Here is a 17,513-nt window from a genome sequence, read left to right as displayed (position 1 = left end):
CAGCTGCGTCGCCAGGCCGCGGCCAAGTAGAACCCTCGGCGGGTGCCACCCGGCGGCCTCGGGCACCGGGTGGCACTCGCCGCACCTTTCCGGGAAGCGGGGCGCATGCGACAGGCGAGCGGGACAGAAACGGTTTTTCACGCGACGGAATTGAGTCGGCACCAGCTGCGGTTGTGGCAAGTGGAATGCGCGGTCCGGGGAAGTGCACTGCTGCATACGGGCATTGCGCTGAGACTCGACGGCGAACTGGACGAGAAACGGCTCACCCGGGCCGTGGCCTCCGTCTTCGGCCGTCATGAACTGCTCGCCACCGGATTCCACGCGGACGGCGAGACCCTGACCCTCGGCCCCGCGGCCCCCCACGAGACCCGTGTCCGGTACCGCCCCGACCTGCGTCCCGACGACGCCGGGCACCTCGCGGAGATCCGCCGGTGGGCGGCCGGGGCCCAGACGGAGACCTTCCCCCTCACCGGGGAGGCGCCGGCCCGAGCGGACCTGCTGATCCTCGGCGAAGGCGAAGGCGAAGGCGACGGTCACGGCTACAGCCCCGATGATCGTGACGGCGACGACCGTCGAGACGGCCAAGGCGACCGTGACGCCCGTGCCGTCCTCGTCCTGACCTTCCACCGCCTCGTGATGGACCTCTTCTCCCTGCACCAGGTGGTGGCGGACCTCCAGGAGGCCTACGCCGCCGACGGGCCGCCCGCCGCCCGTGCCGACCGCTACTCCGCCCTCCTGGCCGCCCGGGAGAACCGCCGGTCCCGCGACTGGGAGTTCTGGCGGGGCGAACTGGCCGACTTCCCCACGCCGTGGATCGGCGAGCGGCGACCGGAGCCGGGCTGGCTCCCGGCCGGCGCCGAACTGCGCCTCCCCCTCCCCGCGGACCTGCCCGCCGCGCTCCGGGCCGGCGCCCGGGCGGCCCGCTGCACTCCCACCGTCCTCGTCGTCGCCGCGGCCGCCCGCCGGGTCCTGGAACACGCCGGAGCCGACGACCTCGTCCTCGGCACCATGTCCGCCAACCGCATGAATTCCGACGCCGTGGGCCCACTCGCCCAGGCCGTCCTCGTCCGCGTCGGGTCCCGCGCACCGTCCGGCGAGGAAGGCGTCCTGGCCCAGGTCAGGCGGGGCATGCGGGAGGGGATGGCGCACCAGGGGGTGGAGTTCGAGGAGATCGTCGAACTGCTCACGGACGAGAAGGGCGTGGCCCGCGACGACCTGGCCCCGCTGAGCGTCACCGTGACCGAGGACTCCTGGCGGACCTCCGTGGCCGGTCTCACCTTCACCCCGTTCGACCTGGAGGAGGACGACGACACGGCCCCGGCCGCGCCGGTGGTGCGCCCGTCCCAGCTGGACGTGGAGCTGAACCTGTCCGACACCCGGCCGGAGCTGGTCGTCACCTACGACCGCGCGTGCTTCGGCCCCGACTGGTGCGCGCGGTTCGCGGCCGGCCTCCTGGCCGACCTGCGGACCTGAGCACGGCTCAGGCGGCGTCGTGTGTCGAGTCGATGAGTTCCTGGCCCAGCCGCCGTACGTCGCCGAAGCGGGCCTCGTCGAGCAGCGCGGTCATCAGGCAGACGTCCAGGTCCTCGACGTCCGGGGCGCACTCGGCCGCCTCGGCGGCGATCCGGGCCGCGTGCAGCGACGTGCCGCCGGCCTCGTAGAAGTCCGTGTCCTCCTCGGCGGGCGTGCCCAGGACGCCCTGCCAAGCCGCCGCGAGGGCCGTGGCGAGCACGTCCGGGCCGACGGGATCCCTCGGTGTTCTCGGAGTTGCCGCATGCGCCATGGCAGGAACATAACGCAGCCGCCGGCACGCCGAACTCCCCTACCCTGTGCGGCAATGCCCGCAGGGGCGGGAACGGCCGGATGCTTCGGGGGATGCCGGATGGATCACGTGGGTGGCGCGGTGACGGAGCGGACGGGGATGCTGACGGGGACGCGGATGCAGACGGGACCGAGGACGCAGACGGGACCAAGGGCGCAGACGGGGATGCGGATGCCGACGGGAACGAGAGCACGAACGGGGACGAGAGCACGAACGGGGACGAGGACGCGTACGGGGACGAGGACGCGTACGGGAACACGAGCGCGTACGGAAGCACGAGCGCGTACGGAAGCACGAGCGCGTACGGGAACACGAGCGCGTACGGGAACACGAGCGCGGACGATGACGGGAGGGGCCGCCCGATGACGGCCGCCGGCCGACTGGCCGCCCGATTCCCCCTGGACCTCCTGCGCGAGCGCACCCTGCGGCGGCTGTTCGCCGCTCACGCCGCCTCCGTGCTGGGCAGCAGCATGATGCCCATCGCGCTGTCCTTCGCCGTGCTGGACAACGGCGGCGGGGCGAGCGGAGTGGGTCTGGTGCTGGGCGCGCAGACCGCGCCCCTGATGGTGTTCCTGCTGGCGGGCGGGGTGCTGGCGGACCGGTGGGGACGCCGGGTCACGATGATCGGCAGCGACCTGGTGCGAGCGGCCGTCGAGATCGCCATGGTCGTCGTCCTGCTGACGACGGGGCTGTCGACGGCCGGGTTCGTGGTGTTCGCGGCGGTGCTCTCCGTCGCCGCGGCCTTCTTCCACCCCGCCTTCCACGGGCTGGTCCCCGAGGTGGTCCCGGAGAAGCGGCTCCAGGAGGCCAACGCCCTGGGGTCCACACTCCATTCGATCGGCTCCCTGGTCGGCCCGGCTGTCGGCGGTGTGCTCGTCGCCTGGACCGAGCCGGCCTGGGTGATCGCCATCGACGCGGCGACCTTCCTGGCCAGCGCGCTGCTCCTGGTCGGCGTACGGACGACGCCGGCAGTACGTGCCGACCGCGCGGACGAGAGCTTCCTGCGGCAGCTCAAGGAGGGCTGGCGGGAGTTCCGTTCGCGGACCTGGCTGTGGTCCCTCCTCGCCTACACCTCCCTGGCCTGCACCTTCGTCCTCTGCCCGGTGATGGTCCTCGGCATCACCTCCGTCGGCGGCAAGGAGCACGGCGCCGCCCAGTGGGGCACCGTCCTCGCCGCCGAGGGCTTCGGCGCCCTGCTCGGAGGCGTCCTCGGCATGCGCCTGACGTTCCGCAGGCCCCTGCTCGCCTCCGTCTTCTGCACCTTCGGCCTGGGTCTGTTCGCCGCCCTCCTCGCCCTCGAGGCCCCCGTCCACGTCCTCGTCGCCGGCTCGCTGCTGTCCGGCGCGGGCTTCGCCCTCCTGCACATCCTGTGGACGAGCAGCCTCCAGGCGGACGTCCCCTCCGAGGTCCTGTCCCGCGTCAGCGCCTACGACGGCGTGGCGACCGTCCTGTCCATGACCGTCGGCTACTGGTGGGCCGCCCCGGCCGCCGCCCGGGTCGGCACCGCGCCCCTGCTGTGGTTCGGCGTGGTCTGGACCGTGGCGAGCGCGGCCGTCATGCTCGCCGTCCCGCAGATCCGCCACTCGGCGATCGGGGCGGGGCGGGAGCCGCGCGGCGGCCGGAACGCGGCGGCCACGGAAGAGCCCTCCCAGGGGGAGGGCGCAGACGTGCGCCCCCGGCAGGACTCGGACCTGCGGCCAAGCGCTTAGCAGGCGCCTGACGGATCAAGCCCCACACCCCCGCCGACCGCTTCTCTCCCTCTGCTCGGCGTACCGCCGACCGGCCTTCGGCAGGCGTTCGACAGGGCGTCAGCGGCCTTACTGCTGACGGTTGATCGGGAAGACACGGGCTGCCCTCTCCCGGCTTCCTGGGGAGGCGAGGCCGGGGGAGGGGGCTCGTCGGATCTAGTCGGCGGTCACGCGGACGTCTGTGGCCGTCGGGCTGACACCGCGTTCACGGCAGAGCCGCAGACCAGGACCGCTGACAGTGCGATCAAGCTGGTCAGAACGTCCTGGAGCTGTGCGACGGGGCCGTAGACGACCAGGATGACGACGAGGACGGTTGTCCAGTTTCGCAGTCGGGGGATTGAAGGCGGGTTCGGCAGGGTCACACTCATAGCAGTACCTCCTAGGTGCTCGCCCACCCTCGCTGCTCTTGCTCGCTGCTCTTGCCGGTAAGCCTGCGCGGCGATCGGTGGGGTTCGCGTTGGGACACTGTGATGCGGGTCTCCCCTCAGCGCGCAGCGGAGTAACGGCCCGTAAGCGTGACCTTCAAAGCGTGCCCGATAGTCCGATTATCGGATGATTTGCGCGATGGTTCGGACGGTGAGGTGTGCCCGGTGCGCGCAAGGCGGTCCCGCCGCCGCACGTCGGCTGACCGTCCCGGCCGGAACGCCGACATGTAGCCGACATGTATGCGACACGGCACGGCCACCCGCGAGAACCCGGTGCCGGCCGGACGCTCCCGGAGCCTTCCCTTGATCGCCGGGGGAGTGTCCGGGGCATCGCAGTACCCGGCGGAACGTGGCCCTGACCAGCAAAAAGCCCTCCCAGAGGGAGGGCGGAGACTTGCGCCCCCGGCAGGACTCGAACCTGCGGCCAAGCGCTTAGAAGGCGCCTGCTCTATCCACTGAGCTACGGGGGCCGGTGTGGTGGCCTCGTACCTGGTGCCCGGGGTGCGGGCGGACCCTCGACGTTGCCGGGGACAAGGATAGGGCTCCCGGTTCCTTGTCCCGAGCGCTTCGCCTCCGTGGCTCGATGTGGAGGTTCAGTGAAGCGGTCCTGATAATCGCAGGCAGGTGCGAATCGTGCACCGCTTTTGGCGTCTCGGGCCCCGGGTGTTGTGCACTCGTTATGCCTGGGCTGTGCCTGTGTCCCGGTCGCCCCTTCCGTCCCTTGTGTCCTATCGGCGCGCAGGCATGCTCATATGCTTCATAAATCCCCCGAAATTGGGCATTCTTCGCATGTGGTGACCTTGGACGTACGGCCTCAGCTGCTCGACGCACTCTCCGCCCTGCGCGACCGTGTCGCCGCCGCACGCTTCCCGCTGCCCCTGGCGGGGGCTCCACGCGCGCGTGCCAACCGCGACGAACTGCTCGCCCAGCTCGACGACTACCTGGTGCCCCGGCTCAGGCAGCCCGAAGCGCCCCTGCTGGCCGTGGTGGGCGGTTCCACCGGCGCCGGGAAGTCGACGCTCGTCAACTCCCTCGTGGGACGGCGCGTCAGTGAGGCGGGCGTGCTGCGGCCGACGACACGCACCCCGGTGCTGGTGTGCCACCCGGAGGACCATCACTGGTTCAGCGGCATGCGGGTGCTGCCCGACCTCGCGCGCGTGTGGGTCCCCCACCGGGAGACGACGGACGAACTGTTGCTGCCCGGCGGGGACGGCAGACGCGTGCTGCGCATCGAGACCGCCGAGACCCTCCCGCCCGGCCTCGCCCTCCTCGACGCCCCCGACGTCGACTCCCTCGTCGCCGACAACCGCTTCCTCGCCGCCGAACTGATCTGCGCCGCCGACATCTGGGTGATGGTCACCACGGCCGCGCGGTACGCCGACGCCGTCCCCTGGCACCTCCTGCGCACCGCCAAGGAGTACCGGGCGACCCTCGTCACCGTCCTGGACCGCGTGCCCCACCAGGTCGTCTCCGAGGTGTCCCGGCAGTACGGCGCCCTGCTCACCAAGGCGGGGCTGGGCGACGTACCGCGTTTCACCGTGCCCGAACTGCCCGAGTCCGCCTGGGGCGGAGGACTGCTCCCGGCGACCGCCGTGGCCCCGCTGCGGGCCTGGCTGGTCCAGCACGCGGAGGACCCCGCCGCCCGCAGGCAGGCGATGGCCCGCACGGTCCACGGCGTCCTGGACTCCCTGAAGTCCCGCATGCCCGAACTGGCCGGCGCCGCCGCCGCGCAGTACGCGGCCGCACTGCGGCTCACCTCCGCCGTCGACGCGGCGTACGACAGCGAGTACGCGCGCGTGCGCGGACGGTTGCAGAGCGGCGCCGTGCTCGCCGGGGACGCCCTGAAGCGCTGGCGGGCCTTCCCGCTCGACTGCACCGCGCGGGAACTCCTCGACGCCTTGGTGGGGAGCCTGGCCGCGCTCCTGCTGTGCGCGGTCACCGCGGCCGACGAACGCATCGACGAGGCCTGGCGCCTCGAACCCGCCGCGGACGCACCCGACCTCCTGGACCGCGATCCCTCCCCGGACACCGCCGAACACCGCATCGGCATGGCCGTACGGCGCTGGCGGCGCGAGTTGGAGGAGTACGCCGAGGACGAGGTGCGCGAGCTGGAGCGCGGGACCGCGCCCGACCCCGAACTGGTCGCCGCCCTCGTCGCCACCGCCCTGCTGGGCGGCCGCAGGGCGCGCTCGGCGGGCGAGCAGCTCGCCGAACGCCTCGGAGCCCACGGCGCGCTGCGGCTGCGCGACCGGGGCGGGCGGCTGCTCGCCGAGCACCTGGACCGGGTGGTGCACGCCGAACGCGAGCGCCGGCTCGCCCCGCTCGACGGGCTCGACGTCCATGCCGAACCCCAGGCCGAGCTCATTGCCGCGCTGTCCGTACTGCAGAAGGAGAGGTGACCGGTGACGGCCGTCACGGATCACGACCACACGGATCACCCCGATCACCCCGATCACCCTGAATACCCTCATCACTCGGATCACTCGGATCACTCGGGCCACGCCGATCACCCCGATCACTCCGATTCCTCCGACCACTCGGATCCGCGTCCACCTCACGCGGGCCATGCCGGCCGTGCCGGTCTCGCGGGCCAGCTCTGCGGTCCCTCCCTCCCCTCCAGCCACACCGGTGGTCCGGCCGTCGCCGACGAGGCGCCGTCCCAGGCGGGCGCCCGGGAGGAAAGAGACGGCAGCACCGGTGGGAACGCCGCGGACAGACGCCCGGCGGAGCACACCGGGACCGGGCCGGACGCCGGGGAAGCGCGCCGCGCGGGCGCGGAGAAGGCGGCGGACACGGACGGGGTGAACGGGGCCATGAGGGACGTGGACAAGGGGGACGCGGGCAGGGCGGATGCGGCTAAGGGGGACGCGGGCGAGGCGGACGCAGGCGAGGCGGGCGTCGAGGTGACCGGGGTGGCAGGGGAGGCCGGGGTACCGCGCGCCGAGCGAGCCGAGGAGGGCGGGAACGGAGGGAACGGCGGGGATGCCGGGGACGCCGGAGGCGCCAAGGACGTCGGGGACGCGGCGGACGTCGAACGCGCCGTCGGGCGAGTGGAGGCCGAGCGTGCCCGCGGGCGCGGAGAGGCTGAGCGCGCCCCGGGAAGCGGGGAGGCTGAGCATCCCCCCGCGCGCTGGAAGGCCGAGCGCGCCCCAGGCCGCGGGGAAGCGCCGCACGCGCGCGTGCCGCTGGGCGAGAAGGAGCACACGGACGCGCGGAAGGACGAGGGCCGCGTACGGAAGGACGAGGACCGCGCGAACGGACCGCTCGGCGACAACCGCGCGAACGGACCGCTCGGCGACAACCGCACGCGCGGACCGCTCGGCGACGCCCGGACCCGCGGACAGCGGGACGAGGTCCGAGCACGCGGACGACAGGACGACGACCGGGCACGCGGGCAGGACGGTGACGGCCGTGCCCCGGACCGCGCCGCCGACCGTGCCGGCGACCGGGCCCCGGACCGCGCCCCCGACTGTGCCGCCGACCGTGCCGGCGACCGGGCCGCCGACCGTGCCCCCGCCCGCACCGCCGACCGTGCCGGCGACCGCACCCCCGACCGCACCGCCGACAGGGCCGCCGACCGTGCCCCCGCCCGCGCCCCCCTCCGTCCCCGACCGGACGACGCCCCCGTGCGCGCACGTGAGGGCGAGCGGCGTGCGCGTGGGGGGAGGAAGGACGGTCACGCGCGTGGGCGTGAGGACGACCGCCGTCCTCGTGGACGGGACGACAACAACGGCCACGCTCCCGCCGCAGCCCCGGACCCCGCCGACACCGGCCCCTGGGACGACGGTCTCATCGCCCGCCGCGTGAACGAGACCGCCGAACAGCCCCCCGCCATGGAGATCCGCACCGGCGGCTCCCAGACCGTCCCCCCGCTCGCCTACGACGGCCCCCTGCGCTCCCGCCTCGACGCGCTGCGCGAACTCGTGGGGCTCTCCCGGGCCCGGCTCGACAACCGCACGCTCGCCGAGGCCGGCCGCGTCCTGGACGAGGCGCAGGCGCGGCGCAGGCTCTCCGGGCAGCACACCGTCGTCGCCATCGCGGGCGCCACCGGCAGCGGCAAGTCCCAGCTGTTCAACGCCCTCGCCGGGGTGACCATCTCGGACACCGGCGTCCGCCGGCCGACGACGGCCGCGCCGATCGCGTGCAGCTGGAGCGACGGCGCGGGCAGTCTCATCGACCGGCTGGGCATCCCCGGCCGGCTGCGCCGGCGCCCGGTGCAGAGCGCGGACGCGGAGGCCCAGCTGCGCGGGCTCGTCCTGATCGACCTGCCCGACCACGACTCGGCGGCCGTGCAGCACCGCGAGCAGGTCGACCGCGTCCTGGCCCTCGTCGACGCCGTCATCTGGGTCGTCGACCCGGAGAAGTACGCCGACGCCGTCCTGCACGAGCGGTACCTGCGTCCGCTGGCGGGCCACGCCGAGATCATGTTCATCGTCCTCAACCAGGTCGACCGGCTGCCCGGTGAGGCCGCCGAGATGGTCCTCGACGACCTGCGGCGGCTGCTCGACGAGGACGGCATCGCCCTCGGCGAGTACGGCGAACCGGGCGCGACCGTGCTCGCGCTGTCCGCGCTCACCGGGGACGGCGTCGGGGAACTCAGGGAGCTCCTCGGGCAGTTCGTCGCGGAACGAGGCGCTCCGGCGCGGCGCATCTCGGCCGACGTGGACGCCGCCGCGCGGCGGCTGCGGCCCGTCTACGCCACGGGACGGCGCACGGGGCTGAGCGAGGAGGCGCGCGAGGAGTTCGCCGCCCGGCTCGCGGACGCGGTGGGCGCCACCGCCGCGGGGGAGGCCGCCGAACGCGCCTGGCTGCGCAACGCCAACCGCGCGTGCGGGACGCCGTGGCTGCGGCTGTGGCGGTGGTGCCAGGGCCGGAGCGACCCTGCCACCGGCCCGCTGCCGGCCCGTGCGCAGGCCGACGAGGAGGTCACGGCCCGCCAGCGCGTCGAGCAGGCGGTGCGCACGGTGTCCGAGCGGGCCTCGGTGGGGCTGCCCGCACCCTGGGCCCAGGCCGTGAAGGAGGCGGCCGTACGGGGCGCCCAGGGGCTGCCCGAGGCGCTGGACGAACTGGCCCTGCGGGCCGGGCTGCCCCCGGGGCGGCCGCCGCGCCCGGGCTGGTGGCCGATGGCCGTTCTGACGCAGGCCGCGATGACGATCCTCCAGGTGGTCGGCGGTCTGTGGCTGGTCTGCCAGATCGCCGGCCTCGTGTCACCGAACCTGGGCGTGCCGGTGCTGCTCATGGTGGCCGGCATCGTCGGCGGCCCGCTCGTCGAGTGGGGCTGCCGGATGGCGGCCCGCGGCCCGGCCCGCCGGTACGGACAGGACGCGGAACGGCGCCTGCGGGAGACGGCCGCCGGGTGCGGCCGGGCACGGGTCCTGGATCCCGTGGCCGCGGAGCTGTTGCGGTACCGGGAGGTGCGGGAGCAGTACGGGCGGGTCACGGGGGTGGAGGCCGTGGCGAGGTGATGCGGCGCCCCGCCGGAGCCGAGCAGGCCGAGGAAGCCGAGCAGGCCGAGGAGGCCGAGGAAAGCGAGGAAGCCGAGGAAGCCGAGGAAAGCGAGGAAAGCGAGGAAGCCGAGGAAAGCGAGGAAAGCGAGGAAAGCGAGGAAGACGGGGGAGCGGAGGAGACCCCCGGATCCCGGAGAGGTGATCCCTCGTCCGGGTGATGGGGTTCTCCACAACCCCGGGGTGGTCCACAGCGCTCGGCGGGCCCGGCCCGGCGGCGGCAGTCTGATGGCACGGCGATCGCGGCGGACGCGGCGGCCGCCGTGCCAGACGCAGCCGTACGGGACGGGCCCGTACGCGTATCCGCCCGGGTGAGCGTCCGGGCGAGGGAGGGGTTCGCGACGATGAACGAGACGATGGTGTGCGCGGTGGGGAACGTGGCGACGCAGCCGGTCTACCGGGAGCTGTCGGCGGGCGGGTCGGTGAGGTTCCGGCTGGCGGTGACCGCGCGCTACTGGGACCGCGAGAAGAGCACCTGGACCGACGGACACACCAACTTCTTCACGGTGTGGGCCAACCGCCAGCTCGCCGCGAACGCGATGGCGTCCCTGAACGTGGGCGACCCGGTGATGGTGCAGGGCCGGCTGAAGGTGCGCACCGAGACGCGCGAGGGGCAGAGCTGGACCTCGGCCGACATCGACGCCGTGGCGATCGGCCACGATCTCGCGCGGGGCACATCGGCCTTCCGCCGCACGGGCCGCGCCGAGCCGGCGGCGGCCGGCTCGCCACCGCAACCCGAACCCGCCTGGGAGACACCGGCACCGGCCGGCGACACCCCGGAGCGGGAGACCTCGCAGCGACGGGAACCGGTGGCGGTGGGTTGACGGCCGGTGACGTCAAAGCCGCTGACCTCCGGTGACGTGATGTCAGGCGAAGTCCTCTGGTGAGGTGATGGCGGCTTATCGGCGGATCCACCGGAAAGATCCAGTGGATTTGTCGATAAGCCCGGCCTGTGAACGATCTTGGGGATAACGATTCCGATTCGGATCGCCCCTCCGCCGACCTCACCGGGAAGGGGGCTGCGTCGCGTCTCTAGGATGCCGCACGTGGCTCTCGGGGCTTCTGATTCTGCAGGTGGGACCGTACCCCCCACGTCAATGGGTCCCGCTCGAAGGGGAATTACGTGATTTCTTCGTTCTCCGCGCCGTTCACGCGCGGGCGGGGCGCGGTCCGCCTCGCCGCCGGGACGCTGGTGTCCGGACTCGTCGTCACCGCCGTCGTCGCCGCAGCGGGCACGGCCGTCGCCGAGGAGACGGCGCAGAGCCGAAGCGGAGCAACGGCGACCATAGGGGGCCTCAAGACGTACGGCGCGGCCGTGATCCACGACGACGGCGGGGACCAGGAGGTCTCCGCGGGCCTGTTCGAGATGTCCGTCGACGGCGGCGGCACCCTGCAGACCTACTGCGTCGACCTCTACAACCCCACGCAGAAGGACGCCCAGTACCACGAGACGCCCTGGAGCGGGACCTCGCTGGGCGTCAACGAGGACGCGGGCCGGATCCGCTGGATCCTGCAGAACTCATACCCGCAGGTCAACGACCTCGCCACCCTCGCCGAGAAGGCCGGCGTCGACGGCGGCCTCACCGAGCAGGACGCGGCGGCCGGGACCCAGGTGGCCATCTGGCGCTACTCCGACGGCGCCGACGTCGACGCCGTCGACCCGCAGGCCGAGCGGCTCGCGGACTACCTCCAGAAGGCCGCCCGGAACGTGGCGGAACCCGAGGCCTCGCTCACCCTCGACGGTTCGGCGGTCTCCGGACGCCCGGGTGAACTGCTCGGCCCCGTGACGGTGCGCACCGACGCGACCGCGGTCACCGTCACGCCCCCGCCGGACGCCGCCACCAGCGGGGTGCGGATCGTCGGCCAGGACGGCGAGGACGTCACGTCCGCCGCGGACGGCACCCAGCTGTTCTTCGACGTGCCCGCCGACGCCGCCGCCGGATCGGCCGCGCTGACCGTCCAGGCCTCGACCACCGTCCCCGTCGGCCGGGCCTTCACCTCCGACAGCCGCAGCCAGACCCAGATCCTCGCCGGTTCCAGCGAGTCCACCGTCTCGGCGACCGCATCCGCGACCTGGGCGGCGAAGGGCGCCGTACCGGCCCTGTCCGCGGCGGAGGACTGCACCCGCAACGGTGTGGACATCACCGCCGCCAACCAGGGCGACGAAGCGTTCACCTTCGACCTCCTGGGCTCCCAGCACAGCATCCCGGCCGGCACGTCCCAGACGGTGACCATCCCCCTCCAGGAGGACCAGGCCTACGACTTCACGATCGACGGCCCCCAGGGCATCGCCACCCGCTTCACCGGCGTCCTCGACTGCAGGACCCAGGCCGAGGAGACCGCCCTCACCACCCAGACCGTCGCCGAACCCAGCCCCGCCACGGTCGGCGGCACCACCCCCACGGACACCAACCTCGCCGAAACCGGCAGCTCCCACGCCACCCCCCTCATCGCCGGCACGGCGATCGGCCTGGTCGTCATCGGCGGAGCGGTACTCCTGCTGCTGGGCCGCAAGGACACCCCGGTGGGCGAGTGACGACCCCGGTGCCTCGGGCGACCGGCCCCGGGGGAGTCCCCGGGCCGCCGTCCCCCGGCCGTCCCTGAACCATCCCCCGGCCGTCCTCCGGCCGTCCTCCGGCCGTCCTCCGGCCGTCCTCCGGCCGTCCTCCGGCCGTCCTCCGGCCGTCCTCCGGCCGTCCTCCGGCCGTCCCCGGGCCGCGCGCGGGTCGATGTACTGCCCGCGGGCCAGGTCGGCCTCGATGTGGGTGAGCCGTGAGTCGGTCAAGCGCTTCCGCGGCGCGAAGCCGTTCCGCCGACCGCGTCCTCCGCGGCAGCGTCACGGGCGCTGCCGACCCGCACCGACAACAGCCTCGATGAGGCCGGGAAACCGGCGGTCCAGGTCCTCCTTGCGGAGGCGCATGTACAGCCTGTTCCCCGCGTCGCGCTGGTAGACCAGACCGGCCTCGCGAAGGACCCGCCAGTGGTGGGTGCGGCTCGACTTGCCGACCGGCAGCTCGAAGGAGGAGCAGAGTCGCTCCTCTTCCGGCCGTGCGGCGAGTTCGGCGATGACCTTTCGTCGGTTGTCATCGGCGAGCGCCAGCAGGATCGGCCCGATTTCCAGATCGTCCACACCGGGGTGCGGCAGCTCGTCGCGCGCCATCACTCCCCCTCTCGACAAGGTACGCCTGGTGGCGTACCTTTCGTTGAGGTACGCCGAAAGCCGTACCTTACCCGTGGAGGAGTCATGCCCACACCTGTGCCGTCCCGGCGCCGAGTCCTGTCGCGTCTCCGCTCGACACTGCGCAAGCTCCTGCTCGCCGAGCACTCCCCCTTCATCATCTTGTGATCGGCACGGCACCTGGCCGCAGCGGCGGACAGGTGCCTGGGCCGTCCCTGGGCCGCCCGAGGCCACTCGGCGGCGACCGGCAGTGACGGACGGGCCGCAGCCGTCTACGGCGAACCCCCAGGTCGCAGCCCCCCGGCCAGACGGGTTTCCCCCCAGGGGTGGCCGTCCGGCAAGATGGGGTGTATCTGCCCACTGCCGTATTTCAAGCTGCCGGACGGTTTCTCTTGGCTGAGTACATCTACACCATGCGCAAGACGCGCAAGGCACACGGCGACAAGGTCATCCTTGACGACGTCTCGCTGAACTTCCTGCCCGGCGCGAAGATCGGTGTGGTCGGCCCGAACGGTGCCGGTAAGTCGACCGTTCTGAAGATCATGGCCGGGATCGAGCAGCCGTCGAACGGCGACGCGTTCCTCTCGCCCGGTTACAGCGTGGGGATCCTGCTCCAGGAGCCTCCGCTCAACGAGGAGAAGACCGTCCTGGAGAACGTCCAGGAGGGTGTCGCCGAGATCAAGGGCAAGCTCGACCGGTTCAACGAGATCGCCGAGCTGATGGCCACCGACTACTCCGACGCCCTGCTCGACGAGATGGGCAAGCTCCAGGAGGAGCTCGACCACGCGAACGCGTGGGACCTCGACGCGCAGCTGGAGCAGGCCATGGACGCCCTGGGCTGCCCGCCCGGCGACTGGCCCGTCATCAACCTCTCCGGTGGCGAGAAGCGCCGCGTCGCGCTCTGCAAGCTGCTGCTGGAGCAGCCCGACCTGCTGCTCCTCGACGAGCCCACCAACCACCTCGACGCGGAGTCGGTGAACTGGCTGGAGCAGCACCTCGCCAAGTACCCGGGCACCGTCGTGGCGATCACCCACGACCGGTACTTCCTGGACAACGTCGCCGAGTGGATCCTGGAGCTCGACCGCGGCCGCGCCTACCCGTACGAGGGCAACTACTCCACGTACCTGGAGACCAAGGCCACCCGTCTCAAGGTCGAGGGCCAGAAGGACGCCAAGCGCCAGAAGCGGCTCAAGGAAGAGCTCGAGTGGGTGCGGTCGAACGCCAAGGGGCGGCAGGCCAAGTCCAAGGCGCGTCTGGCCCGGTACGAGGAGATGGCCGCCGAGGCGGAGAAGATGCGGAAGCTGGACTTCGAGGAGATCCAGATCCCGCCGGGTCCGCGCCTGGGCAGCGTCGTCGTCGAGGTCAGCGCCCTCAACAAGGCCTTCGGCGAGAAGGTCCTGATCGACGACCTCAGCTTCACGCTGCCGCGCAACGGCATCGTCGGCGTCATCGGTCCGAACGGCGCCGGCAAGACCACCCTCTTCAAGATGATCCAGGGGCTGGAGACGCCCGACTCCGGCGACATCAAGGTCGGCGAGACCGTCAAGATCTCGTACGTCGACCAGAGCCGCGAGAACATCGACCCGAAGAAGACCCTGTGGGCCGTCGTCAGCGACGAGCTGGACTACATCAACGTGGGCCAGGTCGAGATGCCGTCCCGGGCGTACGTCTCCGCCTTCGGGTTCAAGGGCCCCGACCAGCAGAAGCCGGCCGGCATCCTCTCCGGCGGTGAGCGCAACCGGCTGAACCTCGCGCTCACCCTCAAGCAGGGCGGCAACCTGCTGCTCCTCGACGAGCCGACCAACGACCTGGACGTCGAGACCCTCAGCAGCCTGGAGAACGCGCTGCTGGAGTTCCCGGGCTGCGCCGTGGTCGTCTCCCACGACCGGTGGTTCCTCGACCGGGTCGCGACCCACATCCTCGCCTACGAGGGTGACTCCAAGTGGTTCTGGTTCGAGGGCAACTTCGAGTCGTACGAGAAGAACAAGATCGAGCGGCTCGGGCCGGACGCGGCGCGTCCGCACCGCGCCACCTACAAGAAGCTCACCCGGGGCTGATCGAGCTTGCGGCACATCTACCGCTGCCCGCTGCGCTGGGCGGACATGGACGCGTACGGCCACGTCAACAACGTGGTCTTCCTCCGCTACCTGGAGGAGGCGCGCATCGACTTCCTGTTCCGCCCGGAAAAGGACTTCCAGCAGGGGTCCGTGGTGGCGCGCCACGAGATCGACTACAAGCGGCAGCTCGTCCACCGGCACTCGCCCGTGGACATCGAGCTGTGGGTCACGGAGGTACGGGCCGCGTCCTTCACCATCGCCTACGAGGTGAAGGACGGCGACCAGGTCTACGTCCGCGCGTCGACGGTGATAGTGCCGTTCGACTTCGAGGCGCAGCGGCCCCGTCGGATCACCGGCGAGGAGCGCGCCTTCCTCGAGGAGTACCGGGACGACAAGGAGGCCGTCGCCGCATGACGGTGCTCCACCTGGCCGACGAGGGGGAGGCGGCGGATCTCGCGGCCTTCCTCTCCCGGCTGCTCCGCTACGACCGTGGAGCGGCGGTCCGGCTGCAGGCGGCCGGTACCGCGCTGGCCGTCTTCGGACGGCCGCCGTCCTTCGAGGTCCTGGCGGTCCGGGCGGTGCGGCTGGCCAAGCCGTACGAGAGCGGGCTGGACGTCTCGCTGGACGTGACCGTGTCCGCCGGTGAGCTGCTGGAGAGCGTGGACGAGACGGCGGTGACGGCCGTCGTGCCCGCCGCGGTCACCGGGCCGCCCTGGGCCGGAGTGCTGCCGCCGCGCGGCGGCTGGCGGCCGGAGCCGGGGCTGCCCGCACCGGACGAGCTGCGCACGATGGTCGGTGCCGCGGTCGCCGAGTTCCGGCGCCGTACCGAGGAGCTGGCGCCCGAGCGGCGCAACCGCGCCGAACTCGACCGCATCGGGCGGGAGATCTGGTCCCGGACGGTCGGCGGCACCGGCCTGCCCGTGCGGGCCGTCCACGCCGCCCAGTCCCTGGGCTTCCTGCGCCCGACCGCCACCGCTCCCCAGGAGAGCGACCGGCAGGCCGAACGGCACGTCCAACGGCGGACCGACCCGCAGGCCGCTCCGTACGCCGGGCTGTTCTCCTCCGGGGCGTGGCTGCGGCTGCGGACCCCGTACGGATCGGTCGCCGTACGGCGGTCGGGCCTCGGCGGGCTGGACCTCAGCGTCCGCTGAGAGCGGCCGGGAGCGCTGGGAGCGCCGGGAGCGCTGGGAGCGCCGGGAGCGCTGGGAGGTTCAGTCGGGGGTGTTCACCATCGAGGCCGCCGCGTACGTCAGGTACCGCCACAGCGTCTCCTCGTGCTCCTCGGAGAGGCCGAGCCCGTCGACCGCGTCCCGCATGTGCCGCAGCCAGGCGTCGTGCGCCGCCCGGTCCACGACGAAGGGGGCGTGCCGCATCCGCAGCCGGGGGTGGCCGCGCCGGTCGCTGTACGTCGTCGGACCGCCCCAGTACTGGATCATGAAGAGCAGCATGCGCTCCTCGGCCGGGCCCAGGTCCTCCTCGGGGTACATGGGCCGCAGGACCGGGTCCTCGGCGACTCCCTGGTAGAAACGGTGGACGAGCCGACGGAAGGTCTCCTCCCCGCCGACCTGCTCGTAGAAGGTCTGCTCCTGAAGCGTGCCGCGCCGAATCTCTTTCACATCCCCATGCTCTCAGACCCGCGGACCGAGGACCGCAGGCTTAGGACCTCCGGTCCGGACCGTGGACGGGTCCCGCCCCTGGGGCCCTCCCGGGAGCTCGGGGGGCGCTCGCCTCCGGCCGTGTCGCGCCGCACAGTGGAGGCATGGGTACGCGCGCAGTCGACAAGGACCTCGAGCAGCTCGCCGCCTCGGCGCGGGCGACGCTGGTGCGGGAGATCGAGGCGAGCGGGGCCTTCGTCGCCGATCCGGCGTGGAAACAGGCCTTCGCCGCCGTCCCGCGCCACCTCTTCGTGCCGTACTACTACGCGGGCGGAGCCGGCGGCTACGAGCGGCGCTGGGGGGAGAGCCCCGATGCGCGCGTGCGGGAACGCTGGGTGACCGGCGCCTACGAGGACGCCCCGCTGGCGACCCGGCTGCGCGACGGCGAGCTGCTCACCTCCAGCAGCCAGCCCTCGCTGATGGCCCTGATGCTGGCCGAGCTGCGGGTGGAGGAAGGGCACCGGGTGCTGGAGATCGGCGCCGGCACCGGCTACAACGCGGCGCTGCTGTCGTACCGGCTGGGGGACGAGCAGGTCACCACGGTGGACCTCGATCCGGAGATCACCGAGTCGGCCCGGCGGCATCTCGCCGCCGCCGGCTACCACCCGGCCGTCGTCACCGCGGACGGGGCGTGGGGCGTCCCGGAGCGGGCGCCCTTCGACCGGATCATCGCCACCTGCCAGCTGCCCTCCGTCCCGCGCGCCTGGCTCGCCCAGTGCCGGCCGGGCGCCCTGATCCTGACGCCGATGGCGACCGGGCTGGTCGCGCTGACGGTGCGGGACGCGGCATACGCGGAGGGGAACTTCCTGCACACCCCGGCCTTCTTCGTGCCGTTGCGCGGCGCGGAGCGGCACCGGCCGGAGCCGGTGGCGCTCGGCGGGGTACCGCAGCCGGCCAGGGGGAGCGATCTGTTCCAGTTCCTGCTGGCCCTGACCCGGGCCACCCTCGATCCGCAGGAGGCGTACGCGCTGTGGGAGCGCGAGGGCAGGCCCGGACGGGAGCGGTACGGCATCACCGTCGGCGGCGAGCACGCGTGGGCGTGGCTGGACGACCCGGAGGGGCCGTACGCCTGGCCCCTGCCGGGTCAGGACTGAGGACGGGCACCCGGCCCGTCCTCAGTCCTG

The 17,513-nt window shown here is 72.8% G+C and carries 14 protein-coding genes and 1 tRNA gene; 11 read left to right on the top strand and 4 right to left on the bottom strand.

The window, feature by feature from the left end; genetic code table 11:
• The first annotated feature begins 180 nt into the window (after window positions 1-180).
• The gene (locus ACFV9M_RS04135; protein WP_385068043.1) at window positions 181-1,473 is read left to right on the top strand and encodes a condensation domain-containing protein; all 1,293 of its coding nucleotides are present in this window, start codon (window positions 181-183) and stop codon (window positions 1,471-1,473) included.
• A 7-nt stretch (window positions 1,474-1,480) separates the two neighbouring features.
• Here the strand turns inward: ACFV9M_RS04135 and ACFV9M_RS04130 are convergent, their stop codons facing one another.
• The gene (locus tag ACFV9M_RS04130) at window positions 1,481-1,783 is read right to left on the bottom strand and encodes a phosphopantetheine-binding protein (protein ID WP_385068041.1); all 303 of its coding nucleotides are present in this window, start codon (window positions 1,781-1,783) and stop codon (window positions 1,481-1,483) included.
• Between the two features lie 401 nt (window positions 1,784-2,184).
• Here ACFV9M_RS04130 and ACFV9M_RS04125 point away from each other — a divergent pair, with 401 nt between their 5' ends.
• A complete protein-coding gene (locus ACFV9M_RS04125; protein ID WP_385068038.1) occupies window positions 2,185-3,531 on the top strand; it encodes an MFS transporter in 1,347 nt (448 codons plus the stop codon).
• Between the two features lie 861 nt (window positions 3,532-4,392).
• Here ACFV9M_RS04125 and ACFV9M_RS04120 read toward each other — a convergent pair.
• Window positions 4,393-4,465: transfer RNA gene (locus tag ACFV9M_RS04120), tRNA-Arg, on the bottom strand.
• A 321-nt stretch (window positions 4,466-4,786) separates the two neighbouring features.
• On the opposite strand from ACFV9M_RS04120, the gene ACFV9M_RS04115 reads away from it, so the two are divergent.
• From ACFV9M_RS04115 to ACFV9M_RS04095, 5 genes are all read left to right on the top strand, one after another.
• Entirely contained in the window at window positions 4,787-6,394 is a 1,608-nt protein-coding gene (locus tag ACFV9M_RS04115) for a dynamin family protein (RefSeq protein WP_385068035.1), read from the top strand.
• Between the two features lie 780 nt (window positions 6,395-7,174).
• The gene (locus ACFV9M_RS04110) at window positions 7,175-9,460 is read left to right on the top strand and encodes a GTPase (RefSeq protein WP_385068167.1); all 2,286 of its coding nucleotides are present in this window, start codon (window positions 7,175-7,177) and stop codon (window positions 9,458-9,460) included.
• Window positions 9,457-9,660 (top strand): hypothetical protein, encoded by a 204-nt coding sequence (locus tag ACFV9M_RS04105; protein ID WP_385068034.1) that lies wholly within the window; start codon window positions 9,457-9,459, stop codon window positions 9,658-9,660. The genes ACFV9M_RS04110 and ACFV9M_RS04105 overlap by 4 nt, the downstream gene beginning before the upstream one ends.
• 183 nt (window positions 9,661-9,843) lie before the next feature.
• Window positions 9,844-10,323 (top strand): single-stranded DNA-binding protein, encoded by a 480-nt coding sequence (locus ACFV9M_RS04100; RefSeq protein ID WP_385068031.1) that lies wholly within the window; start codon window positions 9,844-9,846, stop codon window positions 10,321-10,323.
• Window positions 10,324-10,622: 299 nt separating this feature from the next.
• Entirely contained in the window at window positions 10,623-12,035 is a 1,413-nt protein-coding gene (locus ACFV9M_RS04095; RefSeq protein ID WP_385068028.1) for a TQXA domain-containing protein, read from the top strand.
• A 300-nt stretch (window positions 12,036-12,335) separates the two neighbouring features.
• On the opposite strand, the gene ACFV9M_RS04090 is transcribed toward ACFV9M_RS04095, so the two are convergent.
• Entirely contained in the window at window positions 12,336-12,659 is a 324-nt protein-coding gene (locus ACFV9M_RS04090; protein WP_385068025.1) for an ArsR/SmtB family transcription factor, read from the bottom strand.
• A gap of 410 nt (window positions 12,660-13,069) precedes the next feature.
• Between ACFV9M_RS04090 and ettA the strand changes: the two genes are divergently transcribed.
• From ettA to ACFV9M_RS04075, 3 genes are read left to right on the top strand one after another with little or no spacing between them, the layout of a single operon-like run.
• Window positions 13,070-14,734, top strand: coding sequence for an energy-dependent translational throttle protein EttA (ettA, locus tag ACFV9M_RS04085; protein WP_385068024.1), 1,665 nt, complete (start codon window positions 13,070-13,072; stop codon window positions 14,732-14,734).
• Between the two features lie 6 nt (window positions 14,735-14,740).
• Window positions 14,741-15,148, top strand: a complete 408-nt coding sequence (locus tag ACFV9M_RS04080; protein WP_385068022.1) for an acyl-CoA thioesterase — start codon at window positions 14,741-14,743, stop codon at window positions 15,146-15,148.
• Window positions 15,145-15,885 (top strand): hypothetical protein, encoded by a 741-nt coding sequence (locus ACFV9M_RS04075; RefSeq protein ID WP_385068019.1) that lies wholly within the window; start codon window positions 15,145-15,147, stop codon window positions 15,883-15,885. Before ACFV9M_RS04080 ends, ACFV9M_RS04075 begins: the two co-directional genes overlap by 4 nt.
• Window positions 15,886-15,945: 60 nt before the next feature.
• Here the strand turns inward: ACFV9M_RS04075 and ACFV9M_RS04070 are convergent, their stop codons facing one another.
• A complete protein-coding gene (locus tag ACFV9M_RS04070) occupies window positions 15,946-16,350 on the bottom strand; it encodes a globin (RefSeq protein WP_385068017.1) in 405 nt (134 codons plus the stop codon).
• A gap of 143 nt (window positions 16,351-16,493) precedes the next feature.
• Here ACFV9M_RS04070 and ACFV9M_RS04065 point away from each other — a divergent pair, with 143 nt between their 5' ends.
• Complete coding sequence (locus ACFV9M_RS04065) at window positions 16,494-17,483, top strand: methyltransferase domain-containing protein (RefSeq protein WP_385068014.1); 990 nt, start codon at window positions 16,494-16,496, stop codon at window positions 17,481-17,483.
• The last annotated feature ends 30 nt before the right edge of the window (window positions 17,484-17,513 follow it).

The sequence above is a fragment of the Streptomyces sp. NPDC059895 genome (assembly GCF_042731035.1).
GTDB lineage: Bacteria > Actinomycetota > Actinomycetes > Streptomycetales > Streptomycetaceae > Streptomyces.
This window is presented reverse-complemented; position numbering and strand designations above follow the sequence as displayed.

Coding starts and splice junctions, on each gene's coding strand:
- ACFV9M_RS04130 (WP_385068041.1), bottom strand. CDS start 1,783: ATGGCGCATGCGGCAACTCCGAGAACACCGAGGGATCCCGTCGGCCCG.
- ACFV9M_RS04125 (WP_385068038.1), top strand. CDS start 2,185: ATGACGGCCGCCGGCCGACTGGCCGCCCGATTCCCCCTGGACCTCCTG.
- ACFV9M_RS04100 (WP_385068031.1), top strand. CDS start 9,844: ATGAACGAGACGATGGTGTGCGCGGTGGGGAACGTGGCGACGCAGCCG.
- ACFV9M_RS04090 (WP_385068025.1), bottom strand. CDS start 12,659: ATGGCGCGCGACGAGCTGCCGCACCCCGGTGTGGACGATCTGGAAATC.
- ACFV9M_RS04075 (WP_385068019.1), top strand. CDS start 15,145: ATGACGGTGCTCCACCTGGCCGACGAGGGGGAGGCGGCGGATCTCGCG.
- ACFV9M_RS04065 (WP_385068014.1), top strand. CDS start 16,494: ATGGGTACGCGCGCAGTCGACAAGGACCTCGAGCAGCTCGCCGCCTCG.